The organism is Paenibacillus chartarius, assembly GCF_042432825.1.
GTDB classification, from domain to species: Bacteria; Bacillota; Bacilli; order Paenibacillales; family NBRC-103111; genus Gordoniibacillus; species Gordoniibacillus chartarius.
Window position 1 is genome coordinate 122,519 of the sequence record NZ_JBHLWN010000067.1, and the last position, 20,603, is coordinate 143,121.

At 52.5% G+C, this 20,603-nt stretch carries 16 protein-coding genes and 1 pseudogene; 6 read left to right on the forward strand and 11 right to left on the reverse strand.

The annotated features are described in order from the left end of the window. Positions 1–264: 264 nt before the first annotated feature. A complete protein-coding gene (locus ACFFK0_RS16430; protein ID WP_377471351.1) occupies positions 265–1,632 on the forward strand; it encodes a DJ-1/PfpI family protein in 1,368 nt (455 codons plus the stop codon). Positions 1,633–1,680: 48 nt separating this feature from the next. Here the strand turns inward: ACFFK0_RS16430 and ACFFK0_RS16435 are convergent, their stop codons facing one another. From ACFFK0_RS16435 to ACFFK0_RS16450, 4 genes are all read right to left on the reverse strand, one after another. Further along, positions 1,681–3,051, reverse strand: a complete 1,371-nt coding sequence (locus ACFFK0_RS16435; protein WP_377471352.1) for a sulfatase family protein — start codon at positions 3,049–3,051, stop codon at positions 1,681–1,683. A 26-nt stretch (positions 3,052–3,077) separates the two neighbouring features. After that, on the reverse strand, positions 3,078–3,974 hold the full coding sequence (locus ACFFK0_RS16440; RefSeq protein ID WP_377471353.1) for a carbohydrate ABC transporter permease: 897 nt from the start codon (positions 3,972–3,974) through the stop codon (positions 3,078–3,080). After that, positions 3,974–4,858 (reverse strand): carbohydrate ABC transporter permease, encoded by an 885-nt coding sequence (locus tag ACFFK0_RS16445; protein ID WP_377471372.1) that lies wholly within the window; start codon positions 4,856–4,858, stop codon positions 3,974–3,976. Before ACFFK0_RS16445 ends, ACFFK0_RS16440 begins: the two co-directional genes overlap by 1 nt. Positions 4,859–4,969: 111 nt before the next feature. After that, on the reverse strand, positions 4,970–6,313 hold the full coding sequence (locus ACFFK0_RS16450; RefSeq protein ID WP_377471354.1) for an extracellular solute-binding protein: 1,344 nt from the start codon (positions 6,311–6,313) through the stop codon (positions 4,970–4,972). Positions 6,314–6,567: 254 nt separating this feature from the next. On the opposite strand from ACFFK0_RS16450, the gene ACFFK0_RS16455 reads away from it, so the two are divergent. The 5 genes from ACFFK0_RS16455 to ACFFK0_RS16475 all read left to right on the forward strand — a co-directional run bounded on the left by ACFFK0_RS16455 (position 6,568) and on the right by ACFFK0_RS16475 (position 11,103). After that, positions 6,568–7,320 carry a response regulator transcription factor gene (locus ACFFK0_RS16455; protein ID WP_377471355.1) on the forward strand — a complete coding sequence of 251 codons (753 nt, stop codon included), beginning with the start codon at positions 6,568–6,570 and terminating at the stop codon, positions 7,318–7,320. After that, positions 7,256–9,085 (forward strand): cache domain-containing sensor histidine kinase, encoded by a 1,830-nt coding sequence (locus ACFFK0_RS16460; protein WP_512700675.1) that lies wholly within the window; start codon positions 7,256–7,258, stop codon positions 9,083–9,085. Before ACFFK0_RS16455 ends, ACFFK0_RS16460 begins: the two co-directional genes overlap by 65 nt. Before the next feature lie 272 nt (positions 9,086–9,357). Continuing rightward, the gene (locus ACFFK0_RS16465) at positions 9,358–10,104 is read left to right on the forward strand and encodes a serine hydrolase domain-containing protein (RefSeq protein WP_377471357.1); all 747 of its coding nucleotides are present in this window, start codon (positions 9,358–9,360) and stop codon (positions 10,102–10,104) included. 78 nt (positions 10,105–10,182) lie between these two features. Beyond that, a complete protein-coding gene (locus ACFFK0_RS16470; protein WP_377471358.1) occupies positions 10,183–10,701 on the forward strand; it encodes a hypothetical protein in 519 nt (172 codons plus the stop codon). A gap of 60 nt (positions 10,702–10,761) precedes the next feature. Then, the gene (locus ACFFK0_RS16475; RefSeq protein WP_377471359.1) at positions 10,762–11,103 is read left to right on the forward strand and encodes a cupin domain-containing protein; all 342 of its coding nucleotides are present in this window, start codon (positions 10,762–10,764) and stop codon (positions 11,101–11,103) included. Between the two features lie 183 nt (positions 11,104–11,286). On the opposite strand, the gene ACFFK0_RS16480 is transcribed toward ACFFK0_RS16475, so the two are convergent. The 7 genes and pseudogenes from ACFFK0_RS16480 to ACFFK0_RS16510 all read right to left on the reverse strand — a co-directional run. After that, complete coding sequence (locus tag ACFFK0_RS16480) at positions 11,287–15,546, reverse strand: tandem-95 repeat protein (RefSeq protein WP_377471360.1); 4,260 nt, start codon at positions 15,544–15,546, stop codon at positions 11,287–11,289. A gap of 1,113 nt (positions 15,547–16,659) precedes the next feature. Continuing rightward, positions 16,660–16,854: pseudogene (locus ACFFK0_RS16485) on the reverse strand (ADP-ribosylglycohydrolase family protein); the annotation flags it as partial. Continuing rightward, the gene (locus tag ACFFK0_RS16490) at positions 16,851–17,024 is read right to left on the reverse strand and encodes a hypothetical protein (protein WP_377471361.1); all 174 of its coding nucleotides are present in this window, start codon (positions 17,022–17,024) and stop codon (positions 16,851–16,853) included. The gene ACFFK0_RS16490 and the pseudogene ACFFK0_RS16485, both read right to left, overlap by 4 nt. A gap of 14 nt (positions 17,025–17,038) precedes the next feature. Continuing rightward, positions 17,039–18,484, reverse strand: coding sequence for a nicotinate phosphoribosyltransferase (locus ACFFK0_RS16495; RefSeq protein ID WP_377471362.1), 1,446 nt, complete (start codon positions 18,482–18,484; stop codon positions 17,039–17,041). 32 nt (positions 18,485–18,516) lie between these two features. Next, entirely contained in the window at positions 18,517–19,074 is a 558-nt protein-coding gene (locus ACFFK0_RS16500; protein WP_377471363.1) for a cysteine hydrolase family protein, read from the reverse strand. A 73-nt stretch (positions 19,075–19,147) separates the two neighbouring features. After that, positions 19,148–19,900: an NUDIX domain-containing protein gene (locus tag ACFFK0_RS16505; RefSeq protein WP_377471373.1), complete on the reverse strand. Its 753-nt coding sequence runs from the start codon at positions 19,898–19,900 to the stop codon at positions 19,148–19,150. Between the two features lie 279 nt (positions 19,901–20,179). Beyond that, a partial coding sequence (locus ACFFK0_RS16510; protein ID WP_377471364.1) for a DUF3231 family protein occupies positions 20,180–20,603 on the reverse strand: 424 nt, incomplete at its 5' end.

Genomic DNA, 20,603 nt, shown 5'->3' on the forward strand with positions numbered 1-20,603 from the left:
CAGTTTTTTTGTTTTTGCAGCTCGACTGCCCGACGGCACAAAGGGACGCAATTTCATCGCTCTCATACTGTGATATCTCATCTTAAAATAATCATCAATTTGCTGCATCCTGAACTGTGCGTGTTGAACGCAAATCATTGCGCGGCGGCACCCGATATTTGCGCGCGGCAAAGCTGCGTTCCGCCTTATGATGAGATTATCGATGAGACGGAGCATCATTGCAGCGCTTGAAAAGCAAAAATTGGAGTCGGAGGAGAATCCAGCATGAAGGTATTATTACGCGTCGTTGTCTATGTCATGTCGTTCGTTATTCTTTTCGGTGGGGTCGGTGCGTTCGGGTATATTCACTCCAATCGTGGATACTGGATTCCCGCTCGGCAAACGCCGATGCCTGCCTTACATAATGTGAGCGTCCCTGAACATGATCCGAAAAAACCTACGGTAGCTGTCCTATTATCCAATCCGACCACGGAAGTTTTCGATTTTATGGTTCCCTATGAAATGTTCGCCATGACTGATTCTTATAACGTATATGCAGTTGCCCCGGACAAAAACATGAAAACACTGTCCGGCGGTTTGGATCTGATGCCGCACTATGCTTTTGACGAACTGGATCGATTATTAGGAAAAAGCCCCGACCTTATTGTGATCCCAGCCATGCCTATGGTTGACGAAGCAAAATATAAGCCTGTCCGGGAATGGATCCAAAAACATTCGGATACGAAGCTGTTAAGCATTTGCGCTGGCGGGTTGAATCTGGCCGATACAGGGTTATTAAAAGGCAAAGCAGCGACTACAGACTGGAAAAGCTTTGATTATCATGAAATCGGCAAATATCCTGAAACACAATGGAGACGGGATGTGCGCTATGTCGCAGACGGGAACATCGTCTCTTCAGCGGCCCTTACTTCCGGAATCGATGCCGTCCTCTATGTGATTTCCCGGCAATTAGGCGAACCGATGGCGGAGAAAATAGCGAAAGAAATGAATTACCCTTCCTATCATTTCGTCAAGAATCCGAAGGTTGACCCCTATTATGTGGACCGAACCGAATGGATATTTACGTTCAACCAGGCATTCCAATGGAACAAAAAAAGCGCAGGGGTATTGCTGTATAACGGGATGGATGACGGAGCGCTTACTACGATTTTCGATACTTATGCCGCTTCCGGAACAACCAAGGTATACACCGTCTCCGACGCCAAGCAGCCTATCGTCACGAAGCATCACCTTAATCTTGTCACCCGATATCAGCTGTCGAATGCGCCGAAGCTGGATCGGCTGTTCGTTCCGGGAGTGGAGGCGGAGTCTTTAGCTGCGGAGGATGTCAAACGGTGGAACGAAAAGGGAACCGGCGCGGTGCCCGAGTTCATTCACAGCGGCTCGGCCGACAGATTTATCTTCGATGCTCCGCTTGAGGATTTAGCCAAACAAGAAGATGTCCTGACCGCCAAATATGGTGCGAAACGTTTGGAATACCGGATGATCGGGCTAAACCTAGAAGGCAAACCGTTTTCCTATGAAGCTGTCGGTATATCCGCTTTGCTCTGCTTAGCAGCATTGCTGATTGCTTCCTATATGGATAGACGATTCATTCGGAAAATAAAAACTGTTCGTCATCAATCATTATAAATAAACCGGAAGGAGGCTGCCCACAGTTGAGCAGCCTGCTTCCCAGAGTCATTCATCAATCTCATGCGGCTCTACGGCCAGCTGTCCGGACGGTGCTGCAGGCAGCGGGCGGATCAGCGGCGCCTCTTCGCCGGCTTCGACCATGCGGGCGATCAGCCGCTGCCGAAGATGGACGCGAACCTCCTCGTGGGACTGCTTGTCGGCCAGGTTCGTCAGCTCATACGGATCGGCTTCCAGATCGTACAGGTATTGTTCCACATATTCGGCTGCCCCCGCGTCCCGGATCGGATCCTTGTCCGGCGCCGTTACGCCGTATTTCCAGCGGCGGGTGCGAATCGCTCGTCCGACCTGGGATTCGCTGATCTGTACGAATACGTCTTGCGGCCATTCGGGACGGCGCCCGCCGCCGATCAGCGGCATCAACGATCTGCCCTGCATCTGCTCGGGGACCGGAATGCCCGCTGCATCCAGCAATGTCGGCGGCAGGTCGATCAGGCTGACCAATTCGCGCAGCGTTCCGCCGGAATCGAAGCCCGGTCCGCAGAACGCCAGCGGCACGCGGATCGAGCTCTCGTGACAGGACCGTTTATACTCATTGTTGCGCGTCTTAAAGTGGCAAGCGTGATCGGACGTGAAGGCGATGATTGTATCATCGGTTAAGCCCATGCTCTTCAAAGCGTCCTGCAGCCGTCCGAGCGCTTCGTCCAGCCTTTTCACCATGCCGTAATAGCCGTCCAAGCTCTGATGCGCGTTGCCTCCGAGCGCTGCCAGATCCGGAGGCACGAAGCGCGAGACGTAGCGGCCGCGGTACACGTCCGGAGCCGGATAATCATCCCGCCGGTTTTGATGGTGCGGCTCCAAGTACGATAAGAATAAATAAAACGGCTTACCTGAGCTTCTCTGCTCATCGATATAACGGATCGCTGCGTCAGTCAGGGCGTCGACCCGGTATCCCGGCAGTTCCACAGGCTCGTTGTTCTTATTATACAGGACCGTCTTGTAGGCGTCGGACGTATGCTCAAGCGAGTCGGCCGCCAGCCAATAGTCATAGCCTCCCCTTCTCTCGACGGGCACGGGCGAAGTTCTCGTCGCCGCCAAGTGCCATTTCCCGATATAGGCAGTGTCGTAGCCCGCATCACGGAACCCGTGCGCCACCGTGTACGCATCGTCCGGCAGCGGTATGCCGTTCGTATAGCAGCCGGATGCGGTCGCATAACGTCCGGTCTGCAAGCAGGAGCGTGCGGGTCCGCACACGGGCTGGCAGGTGAATGCGTAAGCGGCATGCGTGCCGTAAGCCGCCATACGGTCGAAGTTCGGCGTCAGATCAAGCGGATTGCCATGAACGCCGGTCGTATCCCAGCGCTGCTGATCGGTAAAGAAAACGATAACGTTCGGTTGCTTTGAAGCCTTCCTATCCATATCGGCATCATCCTTTCGACTCCATCTTATCCTTTGATGCCGGTGGTAGCAATTCCTTCAACAAAGTATTTCTGCGAGAAGAAAAATACGAGCACAGGCGGCAGGATGGCCGCGACGGACATGGCCAAAATCTGATTCCACTGCACCGTGCCGCCTGTTGAATCGATCGACATCCTGAGTGCCAGGGAAAGCGGAAACTTCTTCACGCTGTTAATGAAGATGAGCGGATTGAAGAAATCGTTCCACGTCCAGATGAATTGAAAGATGGCTGCCGAGATGAGCGCCGGCATGCAAAGCGGCAGCAATACGCGGAACAGGATGGCGGGAGGACTGCAGCCGTCCATCACGGCCGATTCGTCAAGCTCCCTTGGCAGCCCCCGCACAAACTGCACCATCATGAAAATAAAAAACGGGAAGCAGCCGAAAGCGGCCGGCACGATAAACGGCCAATAGCTGTCCAGCCAGCCCATATTGCGGAATATCAAATAACGCGGAATGACGATGACGGTATGCGGCAGCATCAGCGTCGAAATCATCAGAATGAACATCAGATTCCGCAGCGGGAACCGGAACCGGGCAAATCCGTAAGCGACCAGCACACTGGACAATACGGTCAGGACAACCGTCGGCACAACCAGCAGAAACGTATTGGCGAAGAACTTCGTGTAGGAATACTGGCCGGTTCCCTCCCATCCCTTCACGTACGAATCCCACACGAATTCTTGAGGCCACAGACTGACGGAGCTAAACAAGTCGGCGTTCGTCTTGAAGGAGCTGAGGAACAGCCATACGAGCGGATATACCATAAGCCAGCCGAGCAGGATCAGCGCGCCATGCTTGACGACGCTTCTTGTCAGAGCGGCCCTGGCCTTTGCTTGCGCTCTCTTGGAAGGCGGAACGGATGTCAATGTCGTTGTGTCCATTATGGCTTCCCCCCGTCTTCATAATGAACCCAGGAACGGGCCGAGCGGAAAATAAACAAGGTCAGCACCAAAATCATCGCAAACAAAAACCAGGACAGCGCGGATGAGTAGCCCATCTTCATATTTTGGAAAGCCTCGTCGTAAATTTTCAGTCCTAGCAAATAAGTCGATTTGAGCGGACCGCCGTTCGTGACGACGAAGGCTGCGGTGAACTCCTGCAGCGCGTTGATCGTCTGCATGACCAGGTTGAAGAAAATGATCGGCGTCAGCAGCGGCACGGTAATGGTCCACAGCATCCTCATCCTGCCCGCTCCGTCCACCCTGGCGGCCTCGTACAGCTCACCGGGGATTTGCTTCAAGCCCGCCAGGAATAATACCATCGACGAACCGAACTGCCACACGACAAGCAAGCTGATCGTCCCCAGCGCAACTTTCGGGCTGCCGAGCCAATTCACCGGCGGCAGGTGGACGTAGGACAGCATTTGATTGATGACCCCTTCCTTCATGAACAGGAATCGCCACAGGATGGAGATCGCCACGCTCCCGCCGAGAATGGAGGGCAAATAGTAGACGGTCCGGTACCAATTGACGGCTCGGCTCTTCATATTGAGTATGATCGCAATGAACAGTGCGAATGCCAGTTTGACAGGCACGGAGATGAGCGAATATAAGATCGTGACCTTGATCGATGGCAGAAAGTCTTTGTCGCTGCTAATCATTTTCACGTAATTGCCGAAACCAATGAATTTGCCCGGCTTTACTACCGTCGAATCCGTAAACGAATAATAAAACGACAAGATCAACGGATAGAACTGGAACCATAGAAATCCGACGATCCAAGGAGACACGAACAACAGCCCCCACAGGGCATTGCGCCTATTCATGCTTTTCAAGTCAGCTGTTCCTTTCCGTGTAGGGATAATCAGCCGAAGTGCGGGAAGAGCGAGGCCCCGCCCCAGGTGGACGGAACATCACTCTATCGCTCGTAACTCCGTCTACTTGCTCTTGAGTTCCTGCAGCTTTGTCGTGAAGTCCTTCATAATCTCATCAGCCGCTTTATCCGGAGTAAGCTGATCATAGATCAATTTCTGAAGCGAATCCTTGACGACCTGGGCCAGCTCCGCATTGGTGCTGATCACGTTCGGAGCGACCGTCTTCTTCGCAACCGCCAGATCAAGTCCTTTGGCAATATCGGGGCTCAGTTTGCCGGAATCCTGCAGCGCCTGTCTGGCCACCGTCGACGCCGGGATACCGCGCTGGGTCGTCAGCAGCTGCGCCGCCTCCTTGTCGTTCACAAGGAATTCGATGAACTTCGCTGCGGCTTCTTTGTTCTTGGAATCCTTCCATATCGCGAAGCCGGTACCGGCTACGACCGGGTTGCCGGATTGCACCGCTCCGGGATTTTCCGGGAACGAACCGACGCCGATCTTGGCGTTCGGAACCGCCTGCTTATATTTGTCGAGCGCCTGAACGTAATCGATCAGCATGCCGATTTCGCCCTTCACCCATTTCGGGTTCTGCTCCATCTTGCCGACGAATGCCGTGCTGTCGCCGAAAGGCTCGATCGCGCCGCTCTTGTACAGCTTCGACAAGTACGTCAGGCCCTCCGTCAGCTGCGCTTTGTCAAAGCCCGGCGTGAAATCGTCGTTGACCCAGCCTTTACCGCTCTTTTGCATAATATACGGCTGCAAAATCAGCTTGTTCAGCACATCGATATCGGCCGTCAGCAGATAAGCGCTCTTGTCTTTGTCGTGAATTTTTTTGCCTTCCTCGATGATTTTGTCCCAGCTCCACACCGTGTCGGAGGCAATGCCGTACTTCTGCAGGAAGTCCTGGTTGATGATGCTGGTCGCGGCGAACATACCGGACGGCACCATGATTTGTTTGCCTTTATAGGCTCCGAAATCCTTCAAGGCCGATTCCGGCAGCTTGGTCATATCGATCTGATCCTTGACGGTCGTCAAATCGAGCATGAACTCGTTCATGTCCACGCTCCACTCATACGTGAACTGGAACACGTCAGGCGCCGTATTGCCGGCGAACTGCGTCGCCAGCTTCTTGTTATAGCCGTCGAAGCCCATATATTCGGCCTCGATCTTTATATTCGGATGCTGCTTCATATACAAATCGATCGCCGCAAGCGTCGCCTTGTGGCGGGCATCCGTACCCCACCAAGCGAAGCGCAGCGTGACGGGTTTATCGGCTGTGGAGGCGGCTCCCCCGGCGCCCGCGCCTGCCGCTTGGCCGTCTCCTCCTGCGGAGCCGCCGCCGCACGCGGACGTGAACAGCATCGAAGCTAATACGGTAATGCCGGCTGTAGTTCGCAATATACGATTCAACCTGATTTCCCCCTATCGAATGTAAGCTTAGTCCTTACCGGTTCATTGCTTTTCATCATTTCGGCGCCACACTCAAATTAACATGGAAACGCTTTCTGCAAAAGGGCCTTTGCTTTGACAAATCCATGGCCTTCGGTACGGCAGCTTTGGATATGGTATCATTTTTTTGGATCTCGCAACTGATCTTTGGGACTCTCCCTTGACCCAATATCATTTCAGCCTTTGCCGGGCTATAATGAAAGGGGTGATGAAGCATGTACAGATTGGCGGTTATCGACGACGAGACGGAAGCACGCAGTACGCTGTGCGGCTGTTTTCCTTGGGAACAGGCGGGCTTCTCCATCGAAGCACAGTTTGAGAACGGTAAGGAAGCGCTTAAATATTTGCTGACGACCGAGACGGATGCCATTTTATGCGATATTAAGATGCCTCTGATGAATGGAATCGAGCTGGCTAGGGAGATTCACGAGCGCAAGCTGCCGGTGCACATTATTCTGCTCAGCGGCTTGAAGGATTTCGAGCTGGCCCGTCAGGCTATCTCCTACGGCGTACGGCATTACTTGGTGAAACCGGCCAAGTTCCATGAGCTTCAGTCGGTGCTGGCGGAGTTAAAGCGGGAGCTGGACCAAGACCCGGCCCGTGCCCGTTCCGAGCCGGAGGCCATCCCCCCGCTTCCCGATATTCAAGGACTCAACCATCCGGTCATCCAGCGAATTCTGGCTCATATCGATCATGAATACCGCACTGTCACACTGGAATCCGTATCTCAGCTCGTTCATATGAATGCAAGCTATGTCAGTTCTTATTTTCGTAAAATGACGGGAACCAAATTTTCCGACTACGTTCAAGCTGTCCGTATGAAAAAGGCCGCGGAGCTGCTCCAGGAAAGCCGCTGGAAAGCTCTCGAGGTTAGCGAAATGGTGGGATACGCCAATGCGAAAAATTTTATCCGCGCTTTTAAACAGTATTACGGGACAACGCCGGGGCAATTTATACGGCGGCATTAGATATATCAAGCAGAGCGAAGCCGCTTTGACGCGCAAATTTTTCGCAGACAACCTGCGGCGCATCATCGTGCTTTCTCTTATTCCGCTCACGCTGCTCGGATCGCTGTCCATTTTCATCACGGACCGCTATATCCGCCAATCCGTCGAACAGAACAGCGAGAGCCGGCTTGACCAGCTTACGGAGCTTACTCAAGTTATTCCTTCCGAGCTCGACTCGCTCAGCTTGTCCTTTGATAAAGATCCGAAGATTAAGATCCGGCTGCAATCGATACTCAATACCTCGTCCTTTACTTACGAAGAATTGGAAGCGCTTTTTTATTTGCGGAACGTTATTGACGTGCCGGCCAATTCCAAGCCGTACATCCATTCCATTTATATTTATTACGACAATCCGTACGGCAGATATTTGACCTCGCGCGACGGCATGGCGCAGCTGGATTCGTCCCTGGATAAGGATTGGCTGATGCATGCCCGCCGCACAGGCGCTGGGGAGGAAGAATTCTTCACCGAGCTGCGGAATCTGCCGACCAGTACCGGCCCGGACCGCTTCGCTGAGGTCATTACGGTGTACAAGCCGTTCTCATTCAGCTCATCCGGGAGCTTCCAAGGCCTTATCGTCATGAACGTGCTGCCGTCTTATTTCCAGAAATCTCTGCTGGAATCCGATCCGTGGCCTGGCAGCTATTATTATATGACCGACCGAAACGGCATTCCTCTCGTGCATTCGGAGAGCTTCCCCGGCGTCGTGCCTATGAAGGACAACGGAGCAAGGTTCAGCTACAACGAAGCTTGGGTGAACGTCAAGGATGTTCCCCGGCTCGCCTGGAAAGCGGTATCCGTCATTCCGTCTGCAGCTCTTTACAGCTTGCCCAGCACAATTGTCCGGATCACGCTGGCGCTTTGCTTGCTGTCCTTGCTGCTGAGCGCCGCTTACGCGCTTTGGATCACACGCAAAAATTACCGGCAATTGTCCCAAATCATTCATGTCTTGGATTCCGCAGACGCCGCGGGCGATCAGGTTCCGGCCATGCCGGAGCATATCCACGATGTGTACGAGCTCATTGTCCGAAACATCCTGCAAACGTTCCTGGAGCAAAAATATTTGCGGGTTCAGCTGTCCGAACGGCAGGCCAGAATGGAGCTGGTCGAGCTCAAAGCGCTTCAGTCCCAAATGAATCCCCATTTTATCTCCAACACCCTGCATTCGATCTATTGGAAAACATTCCAGCTCACCCGTTCTCCGAACGAAGCCTGTCTCATGATCGAACGGCTCAGCGATTTGCTCGAATATTCGCTGCGGGCGGCGGATGAGGCCGTTCTTCTTCGCGACGAATTGACCAATGTGAGAAGCTACGTCGAGCTGCAGCGCACCCGTTTCGGCAGCCGTCTTACGGACGTGTGGGATATTGGGGACGGTACGGAAGAGTGCCGCGTTGTCAAAATCAGCCTGCAGCCGCTGGTCGAGAACAGCATTCATATCGGCTTCGAAAGCGAGCAGAGATTGACCGTCAAGATCAAGAGCCGTCTGGAGAACGGCCGCCTAAAGGTTACGGTAATCGACGACGGACCGGGCATTGCCAAGGAACGACTTGCGCACATTCGCCGGTCTTTGGAGAACAACGCTTTAACCGGCAAGCATGTCGGTCTTGCCAATACAAGCAAGCGGCTCTCGCTGCATTACGGCAGCGGCGGTCTGCTCAGAATTATGAGCAGGGAAGGCTCCGGGACGGCGGTTACGCTGATTTTTCCGCAGGAACCATTTTGATTAGAATGATGGATATGAGAATGGTGTAAAACGCCTGTGACCTTAAGCAGGTGACGGCGTCTCCATATTAGCGTCTCGGCATTTTGCTCTCATCCATAACAGCAGGCTCCAGCGGTGACCGTCCAGGTCAGCAAATCCTGAGCCGTACATCCAGCCGTCCATTTCACTCGACTTATCGATCTGGCCGAAATGGAATTCGCGACTGGAACCGCAACCTTCCACTTTTTGGATCCGTATAGGGAGAGATAGCAGAGCGAATGGAGGCTGAGAACTTGATTGCAGAGAAATTGGATGGGTTAATGCTTTATTTACAAGAACAAGCTATGTTCAACGGAAGTATATTGCTAAGGGATAAAGATACAATTTATATCCGTCATAATGGCGTCTCCGAACAAAGTACAGGGGTAAAGACGAACGACCTGACGACTTACGATCTATGTTCGGTTTCCAAGCCTTTCACAGCATTAGCTATTTTGATGTTGCGCGAACAGGGACGACTTTCCCTTGAGGATGGATTGGATTCCTTTGTCCCGGAACTATCCTTCTATAGCGGAATTCGGATCATGCAACTGTTGAATCATACCTCGGGTATACCGGATTATACACAACTATTTCATGAGCATTGGAATCCGTTAGAGGTAGCATGCAATACGGATTTCTTGGATTTTCTGGTTCAGTTCCGCCCTAAGCCGCTTTTCGAGCCCGGGAGCAGATGGGAATACAGCAATACAGGGTATGTTTTGCTTTCCATAATAGTCGAAAGGGCTACGGGAATTACGTTCGGGGAATTTTTGAAGAATCATGTATTTGAAAAAGTCGGGTTGAAACACACACGATTGCCCGAATCTGTCGGTGATAACCAAACACTGTATGATGCAGTTGGCTATATTAGAGGGGAGGACGGTAGTTTTATTCGGTCTGATCAGCTCCCGGAGACTCGATACGCCTTTATTTGGGCGGTATTCGTGGAGATGGATCCATCCGCTCTACTGTTAAGGATATGTGCCGGCTTGACTTAGCTCTTTATTCGGAAGAGCTAATCCGGCGGAACACATGGCTGGAATGCATTCAACCGACATTATTGCCTGATGGCAGGGGTGGATTACGGCTATGGTTGGCAGCTCCAGCAGGATGCGGAATACGGTAAAATCGTGAGCCACGGGGGAAGCTGGCCGGGCTTCTCCGCTGCCCTAATACGGTATATTGACCGTAATGCGTTGATCGTTTACATGAGCAACGCTCCCGAGACTCCAGAGGTCGAACAAAGCATCATTCTCGCGTTGGAAAACATTCTTTTCGGCAAACCCTTCGAGCTTCCAGTAAGAGTAGAGCTTCCGACATTTATCCAAGTTCCTGCAGAACGGTTAACCGCCTACGCCGGAACTTATGCCCTGGATAATGGGGTACGAATCTATGTGCGAACGGAAGGCGAAATGGCTTATTTACAAGTGGAAGGACAGAATCGATTTCCGCTTCAGGCGATATCGGAGACGGAATTCAGGATAAGAGGAGTGCCCGGGGTGGTACGCTTTGAGGGAAATAAAGCCGCGCCGGAAACCTTAGTCATCGTTCAAGGGCAGGAATTGGTTGCGCTCCGAACCGAAACTGAATGTTAGTTAGAGGTACACAAATAAATTGTTCCGAATAGGACAAAACAATAGAATTGGAGTACTGAAATGAAAATTAACAAACACATTGCTGAACATTATATTTGGGGAGATCATTGCGACGGATGGCATTTAGTAAAGAATCAAGAATTAAGTATCATTCACGAAAGAATGCCAGCAAACAGTTCAGAAGTGAAGCATTATCACCGACTGTCCCGTCAATTTTTCTTTGTTTTATCCGGTTCGGCAACCATTAATATCGATGGCAATGAAATTGTCCTCCATTCACAAGAAGGAGTAGAAGTGGCACCTTTGGTGCCTCATCAAATCTTCAACAGAACGAACGATGAGATTGAATTTCTGGTTATTTCTCAACCGAACAGTAAAGGCGACAGAATAGTAGTTGATTAAACTATCTGAAAATAACGCGGACCACTATGTCGGGTCTTGCGAAGCAAATTTGGGCAATAATGATACAAACAACCCCAAATCAAATGATTTGATTTGGGGTTAGTCAATGAACAGGCAGGGATAATTTTGAATCATGGTTATGCGGAGTCCGCAAGGGAGCAGTTAACCATCTCCATGACAATGCTAACGATTGATCAGTTCAGAATGCTGAAGCAATCGGCGTACCATAGCTGCGGTCTGTGCACGGGTAATTTGATCTGACGGGGCCAGCTCATTATTGTAGCCCTGAACGACGCCCCGCACGACGACAGATGCCACGGCTTGTCGCGCCCAAGCGCCGATCTGCTGGGAATCTCGGAACGAATCGACCACAGCTGCCGCTTCTTCGCTATCCTGGATTGTTGAAAGCCCGGCAAGCTTCATCGCTCTAGCCAGGATCGCCATTGCCTCCACACGCGTAATAGTTCGGTTCGGCTGGAAGGTGCCGTCCTCGTAGCCGTTCACCAAGCCATAGGATGAAACATTTTTAACGGCTTCATTGTACCAGTCGCTCGCCGCTACATCTTTGAAGCTGACGGCCGAGGAGCCTTGCTCCTTGGACAATCCTAACCCTCTGCCTACAATGGCTGCGAACTCCGCGCGAGTGATTGCCTGCTCCGGAGCAAACTCCGCGTCGCTGATGCCTTGAATGATGAGGCGGGAGCCCATATCATTCACGTCATCCTTGCTCCAGTGCTGCTCCACATCGTTGAATGTCTTCGGATTCCATATGACGGAATAGGTGCTATTGGTCAGGCTCTTGATGTTCGCGTAATAATGATCGTTAAGCTTTGTGATGTTGGTCGGAACGTGCTTGATACTCCCGTCGCTGCCGAGCACAACACCCGTGGTAATTCGCGATGGATTGATTCCTTCCGGTAAAGGAATGGATCGCTCTACATAGCTGTCAAACTGGGAAACAGATACCTTCTTGTCGCCATATTGGGCTTGGACCTCAAAGTCGACCGGCCTCGTGACAACCGTCAATTTGCCTTTGTCCGCAGCGTCTTGTACAGATTTGACACTTTCTTTTGACGAGTCGGAAATCCTGATGCTAATCTTGATATCCTGCAGTGCTGTCTTTTGACCGAGCTTCTCCGACACGCTATCAATGTTAATCAGAGCAGCTGGAAGCTTATAGGTCGCGCGCTCCGTAATCACTTCTACCATTATATCCTTTCCTTCCATCGCTTTCACCAGCTGCCCGTTCAGCTCGGCGATCACGACGTCCGTTGGATCAGGATACGGAATCGCCAAGGTTTTATTGTCTTCCCTATTGATCCTGGCCAGAACCTTCTCGTTATCGACCGTGATAGTCGTCACGCTGAGTTCCCCTTCCACGGACGTGCTTGCCGTAGCGGATTCCTCCTGTACGAGTCCATCCACGATCACTTGCAGCTTCTTGATTGTAGTATTGTCTTCAGTCGATGAAGAACCGCCGCTGTCTTCCATGCTGTTATCATGCTGTCTGTTGACGGACAAGGTATAGATTTTGCTCGTGACTTCATCCTGGGCAATGACCTTCACCGTAATGGTGTTCAGCCCTTCAACCAGAATAATACCCGGCGACGGAGCGCCGCTTGAGACAAGATTATTATTCACATAAATTTTCGCATTCGGCTCATAAACCTCTGCGGTCACCGTAATCGCATTAACGTTAGTACCCACGTTAGCTTGATACACCTGGATGCCGGGATCAAATTCAGGTTCCAGCACCCCCTCGCTCAGCCTGAGTGCCTTCAAGTTCGCCGAGCTCGATGGGGCTCTCGTGATGGTCAAGGTATACGTCTTCTTAGCCCCGCTTTGCGAGGTAACCTCAATCGGAATCGTATTGGCACCCACCTGCAAACCTATGATTGCCGAAGGCTCGCCGTTCGTTGCCGGTACACCGTTGATTGCGAGCGTGGCATGCCTGTTGTATACCGCTGCGGTTACCGTTGTGCTTGCCACGAAATTTCCCACGCTCATGGTGTAGCTGTCAATCGTCTGATCGAACTCCGGAATCAAAGCACCTGCTGACGCGCTCAAGGATGCCAAATCAGCGCTACCCGCAGGAACAATATTCAGATAGACCGAAGCTGTGACCGATGCGCCATTGTTATCGCGGACTTGATAAATGAACGAATCGCTGCCTACCGTACCGTCCGTATGCTGATACGTGAATTGATTGTTACTGTACACACTCAGCATAACATTACCTTTGTCAGGCGCTTTGAATATGCTGTAGGTCAGCGGGTCGCCATCGGCGTCGCTTGCGATAAGAACGTCTTCTTTCTGCCCGTCAATAGTAATATTGATGGTCTTGTCTTCGGCAACCGGGATGTCATTGACGGATGCAATGATCATCGTTACGGTTGCTTCGTTTGAATCATTCGTTCCATCCGAAGCCTTCCATGTGAAGCTCGATGTACCGAACCAGTTAGCTTTAGGGGTGAAGACCAGTTGATCCAAGTCCGCTGCGTCGATTTGCTGCCCCGAAGCGACCTCAGCGCCGTTCACCGTCAACAGACCGTTCAGTCCGCTGCCCGTGACTATAATCCGAACTCCTCTGAGAGCCTCCGTTTCCACATCGTTGTAATGAGAGACGAAATCGGTGACCGTAAACGCGATCGGCGTATCCTCGTTACTTCCCTTCGTTATATCGCTAATGACAGGAGCATCGTTACGAGCCTGGATGTTTACAGTGATGGTCGCCGTATTCGAATCCAAACCTTCGCTGTCTTGTACGAAAAATGTAAAGCTGTCGGCGCCAATGGCATCGGCATTCGGCGTATACGTGTATGCACCGGTACCGGCATCCGTGATCGCGACCGTGCCTTTCGTCGCTGCAGCGGCTATGCCGTAGGTCAGACCGTTGTTCTCCTTGTCCGTCGCCGTGAGCGTGCCCGTTGCGACGGTATCCTCGATTACCTGGAGTGTATCCGAAATCGCCGTCGGTGCATCGTTCACGCCAGTAATCGTCACCGTAATCGTCGCTGTGTTCGACACCGCGTTCCCGGTATCGGTCGCCTGGAACGTGAAGCTGTCCGATCCTTCCGCATCCGGATTAGGCGTATACGTGTACGCCCCGGTCGCCGCATTCGTAATCGTCACGATGCCTTTGGACCCTTGCGCAACGACACTGTACGTCAGCGCCTCGTTCTCCACATCGCTGGCTGATAAGGTGCCGTTCTGCGGCGTATCTTCCGTCACCGCCAGCGTGCCGTTCGCAGCCGCGGGCGCATCGTTGACCGCGTTCACGGTCAGGACGAACGTCTTCGTGGCCGTACCGCTGTTCGCGTCCGTCACGGTCACGGTAATGTTCGCCGTGCCGCTCTGGTTCGCTGCCGGCGTAACCGTCAGCGTGCGGTTCGTTCCGCCGCCGCCAAGCACGAGATTTGCGTCCGGCGCCAGCGTCTGGTTATCCGACGCTGCCGTGACGCTCAAGCTTCCTGCGGCCGTCTCGACGTCAGCGACAGTAAATAAAATTGATCCTGTCGCGGTATCCTCGTCCATGCTTTGTGCAGCAATACTGGAGATTGTCGGTATATCGTTCACACCGGCGATAGCGACATTCACCGTCGCGATATTCGAAGCCGCATTGTTCGCATCCGTTGCCTTGAAGGTGAAACTGTCTGCACCTTCCACATTCGGGTTAGGCGTGTACGTGTATGCGCCTGTCGCAGGATTCGTGATGCTTACCGTGCCTTTAGTCCCTTGTACAACGACACTGTATGTCAGGGCATCGTTCTCCACATCCGTGGCCGACAGCGTACCGCTCTCCACCATATCCTCTGTCACCGCCAATGTGCCATTCGAAGCCACAGGCGCGGTGTTCATGTTGATCGTAAGCTCTAATTGCGCATCATTAAATCCAATATCGCTCTGTCCATTATTGCCCAGCGGGTTCGAATCGTGACCATCCAACACAAAAGACACCTTGCGGTCTCCAGCCAGCTCGGCATTGACAAAACTCCCCACATTAATCGGAATCGTGTACCAGCCATTGGGCGGAGCAGTCAATATGGTAGTGGTGGGTGTCCAGGTATTCCCCCCTATAGTGGATGGAAGTCCGCTAGACCAACTGTCATCTGTTGCCTTATATACTTTAATCGCCGGCGTACCGCCGCTAGTGAGTACTCCGGTTACATTTATTTTTATATACGCAGCGGTAATGCTGCCTGAAACGTCCGGTAAGTTGAAGCGCACCGCAGCCGTTTCTTTTTGTATATCACTGTTGGCGAGATAACCAAAATAATAACTCCCATCGTAGCCACTAGGCCAAACCCCCGAAATGTCCCTATAAGTCATTACTTCATCATTCACCGTAGTCGTCACTGCATAGCTCACTGCAGGCTGTACCATCCAGGCGGTCATGCACAAGAGCATGACTGTGAACAACTGATTCACTTTTTTCTTTAACAAACCGATGCACCTCACATAATTTTGCATAATGAACATAAAACCGATTTACCCGTCTTATTAGAAACCAAAGCTAATAAAACTCTAAACTCCCCGTATCACACCCTTATGACGGAATAAACAACAGCATCTATATAGCCGCGAGTCTCATGATGTTCGCATATAGCAGAGAGTTCAAAGTACTATTAATAATGGAAAACGAGGCTGCACGATGCCTTGGAACCAAAAAGTATAGGGGTTATGGAATAATTAACCTGTATAGTGGCAATTCTCCATGCATCGACATTTTCCTGCATCCAAAGACGAAAAATTCCGTCTATATGACTATTTTCGAACTGGCAACCGATTGAAACGTCCTACTATATTTGAAGTATTGTTCTTTTGTTAGTTCAAAGTATAATAGCGACTAAGGTAATCTATCTCCAGCCAATGATGCAACATTATGCACAAGTGGTGAAGGCTGCCGTGTAATCCTTTCTGTGCCAAAATACCTAAGATGATGTTGTTTAGCACCAGAAATAATAACGTAAAAAACCGGAACCCCTTACTTATTAAAGGAATTCCGGTCATTTAATCTCCAAACCATTTAGTAAATTGTCTTAGACTCGGCGAGGAATGAAGGCGTATTGCTTCCCATTCTCGCCAGTCTTCTATTATGTCTTGCCCTCTTCAATCTCTGAAGCAGCTAATCTTGCCGCCTCAGAAATGAATTCAGCCAATTCCTCTCTTTGCATCTCTCTATGAAATATTCATGTTCAATATTTAAATCGTTAAAAGATATGATTTCTTCAACTAATTTCATGATCTTCTCTTGCTCGGGATTTCCTTATATTAAAGTTAAATCGTAAATATATTTATCAATAATCTTATCGCATAAAACCAGCCGTTCAGATGTAAAAAGGTCATCCTCATATTCCACCATTCGTTCTTGCCGCAGTTTCTCCGAGGCACGGTGTTTTATGAAGTCTCTAGATTCCCCTGCAACTCCAACCTCAATCTCAGCAGCTGCGAGGAAACCTCGTCCAGTCTCTCTCCTACCAAAATCACGCCCGAATACTTCTCCGGGATTCGTTCATATCCCCAATACACACCGGCGAGTCCGCCGCCGATGGCACCGATCATCGTGTCGTCGGTCACTTCCCCGGGCTCGAGCTGCCACACGCCTCCGCCGATGATGTCCGCCAACCAGCCATACTGCGCTCTGACGGCAGCCTGGCTCATAAACTCCGTCGTTCCGCCCAATGCATCGCCGACGGCTGTGCCGTAGAGGCCTCCCTTGATTTTATCGAGCAGTGGATGAGAATCGGTCATGGACGCTCACGCCTCCAGCCCGGGTACCATATTGCGAACATGCTTGCGGTCAGCCACACACTCAGCAGTCCCGTCGTTGTCGCTACGTTCTCCCGCGCCGTCGACGACGTATAGAACGCAATGCCGAGCATTAGCGCAAGCAGAACGAGTAATGTCCCGATTTTCCCCATAGCCGGCTCCTCCTCTATTTGCGATAGCTTTCGATCAGATCCCTCTTCAGCTCCCACGCCGCGGTGCTCAGATCGACCGGGTACGTTTCCGGGTTCAGCTTGCGCAAGTATTCCGGCCAGAACAGCTCCAGCTGTTCGCGGTGATATCCGCGTACATCATCCAGGCTCGGAACATCGTACACCAGCTCACCACCCCGGAAAATCTCCTTCAGCAGCGGCTGGGCGTCATACCCTTCCACATACTTGTGGATGAACGGATGAATCGGGTCAAACAGCTTGATCCGCCGTCCTTCTTTGACATCCGTCTCTTCCTTCAGGCAAATGTAGTCGGCTTCCGCCTTCCCCGTCTCCTTGTTCACAATCCGGTACACGTCCTTCGCGCCCGGGGTCGTTACTTTCTCCGGGTTGCCGGATATTTTGATAACGGGAATAAGCCCGCCGTCCTCTCCCTCTCTGGCGACCATCTTATAGACGCCGCCAAGCGCCGGCTGGTCCGCCGCGGTAATCAGCTGCGTGCCGACGCCCCATACGTCGATCCGCGCCCCCTGTGCCTTCAGGTTGAAAATAATATGTTCGTCCAAATCGTTCGAAGCGACAATCTTGACGTAAGGCAGGCCGGCGTCGTCGAGCATACGACGCGCTTTCTTGGACAAATAAGCCAAGTCGCCGCTGTCCAGCCGAATCGCGCTCATCCGCATGCCTCGCGCCTCCAGCGCCTTGGCGGTGCGGATCGCGTTCGGTACGCCGCTCTTTAGCGTGTCGTACGTGTCGACAAGCAGCGTGACGCCGTCCGGCAGCGCCTCGGCGTACCGCATAAACGCCTCCTCCTCCGTATCGTGACTTTGCACCCAGGCATGCGCGTGCGTCCCTTTGGCAGGGATGCCGAACAGCATACCCGCCCGCATATTGGACGTCGCGTCAAAGCCCGCCACATAAGCTGCTCTCGCTCCCCAGATGGCGGCGTCCGCCTCCTGCGCGCGGCGGGTCCCGAACTCGAGCAGCACGTCATGCGGTGCCGCTTGCTTGACCCGCGCCGCCTTCGTAGCGACCAGCGTCTGGTAGTTCAGGAAATTGAGCACCGCCGTCTCGATCAGCTGGGCCTCGAAGATCGGCGCCTCTACACGCAGCAGCGGCTCGTTCGGAAACGCCAGCGTTCCTTCGGGCATAGCATACAGATCGCCGCTGAACCGGAACTGCCGCAGCTCCTCCAGAAACTCCGGCTTATACTGCTCCTCTTGCTCCGCAAGGTAAGCTAGCTCCTCGTCCCCGAAGCGCAGCTTCCGGATATAGTCGATGATCCGCTCCAGCCCGGCGACGACCGCATAGCCGTTGCCGAACGGAAGCTTGCGGAAGTAAACGTCGAAGACCGCGCGCTTCCGGTGGGTGCCGTGGATCCAGTGGGCATACATCATGTTAATCTGGTATTTGTCGGTGTGCAGCGTCAAATTGCTGTTATTCATGCTGTTCACTCTCCTTGGTCGGTTCGGACGGGCTATACGCGAATCGGCTCGTTGTTCTTCAGCAGCGTTGCGCCGAGCGTATTTTGAAAATGCGTCAGCGCCCATTCATGTCCAGCAGGATTGAAGCTGGCTACGGCGTCGGTGTGAACGACGATGCGGAAGCCCTTGTTGTAGGCGTCCACCGCCGTATGCAGGACACAAATGTCGGTACATACCCCGACTAAGTGCAGCTCCCGGATGTCCCGCGCCCGCAGCCGCAGCTCCAGATCGGTGCCGGCGAAGGCGCTGTAGCGCGTTTTGTCCATCCAATACACGTTCGGCATATTTTGCTTGTGCGTCTCGTTCAGCTTGCCGTACAGCTCGCGCCCCTCCGTCCCCCGTATGTTGTGCGGCGGGAACAAAGCGCTCTCGGGATGATACGGGTCCTCCTCCTCGTGCAGATCGACGGCCATAACGACCCAGTCTCCCGCGGCCGCAAACCCGGCGGCCAGCTCGGCGATCCGCTCCTCGATGTCCAATGCCGGCTGCCCGCATGGCAGCTTCCCCGTCACAAAATCCAACGTATAATCAATTACAATTAACGCTCTCATCCTAGTTCCCCCTAAGCGTTTAAATAATAATATCAAAGCGACAATATCGATAAATGAAAAAACTCCCCGCCACTTAGCTGTACAGCGACAGCTGCGGCACGACATCCGTAAACCGGTACAGCTGAGCCGCTCTTTGCGAATAGCGGTTGGACAGCTTCGGCTCGCCGTTGCGGTCCCTTACGATTTCTATGATGCCCTTGCGGCTTTGGGTAGATGTAATTTTCCGGATAAAATTCGGCTCCTCAAACTCCGGCACAACCGTCTGGATCACCTGGTACAGCTCGCTTATCGTAAACTCTTCCTCCAGAAACTGTTTGGCGATCGTGGTGGTCAGCATTTTTTCGCGGACTTTGAGCAGCGCATCCCGAAGGATCGTCCTATGGTCGAAGGCCAGCTCCATTCGAAGCGCTTCCTCTACAGGAAACAGACGAACGTCTGCGGCGTCATCTGCGGCGCGGCGCTCCGCGAGCCACCGTTCTTGCACGAGAGCGAAGAAGGCATGGGATATGATCCATCCGCGGGGGTCGCGTCCCGGCGTACTGTAAACGTTGAAGTATTCGATATGGACATCCGTCACGCCGGTCTCCTCGCGCAGCTCCCGCCGTGCGCAGTCGTACATGCTTTCCGTATCCTTGCAGAAGCCGCCGGGCAGCGCCCATTGTCCTTCGAACGGCCAGTTCTTCCGCTGGATCAGCAGCACTTGCAGCTCACGCACAGGCAGCGCCTTCTTCGCCGTCTTCCGCTCAGTCGAGGTGATCGTGAAGATGACGATATCGCTGGGCGCTCCGTCCGGGGTGCGGTAGGCTTTCGGTTTATACGCGTGCAGGTTGTCCTGGTCGGAGCAATTGCTGGCGGTATTGATGCTGCTGTTGTCGTTGGTGTTACTTGTGCTGCTGTTGCTTACATTTCTCACATTCAAAGGCGTCACCTGCTTGCGCATTCTATGATTATCATTTTGATAATTTCATTATGATATTATTATAGTTCGAAGTCAAGAGGGCACACGCCCGTTTTCACCTGGTGTCCCTTTACGATCCCCTTAAACAAAAAAGCAGCAGGGCCGCAAGGCCCGCCGCTCCCTTCCCATTTCATTGGCTAATCTGATCTACTTAACAGGCGCTGCTTCAGGCTTGTAGATCGGAGGCACTTGCATCCAGCCTTTCTTGGCCATCATGTCCCTAAGCGGTATCGCGTAAAGCGTCTTCTTCGTCAGGAACCGAAGGAACATCGCCGCCACATCGGGCCTTACCGCCTCCGTCATCCCCCGGCAAGCATAATTGATGCCCAGGACGATGTTAAAGCTGAGCAGATTCGCCACTTCCATATCCGACAGCCTGGCTCCTTGCGGGATAGCGCGAAAATCCCCCACCGGCTTATCCGCCGTCGCGGCAGGCAGAGGAACGCCTTCGGCCGTCAAGAAATCGATAACTTCCTTCTGTATCGGCTTATGTACATCGTGAATGACTTCATGGAGCTGTCCCAAAAGCAGCTTTTGGAACACCCTCAGCAAGAAAATAAGTAGATTTTCG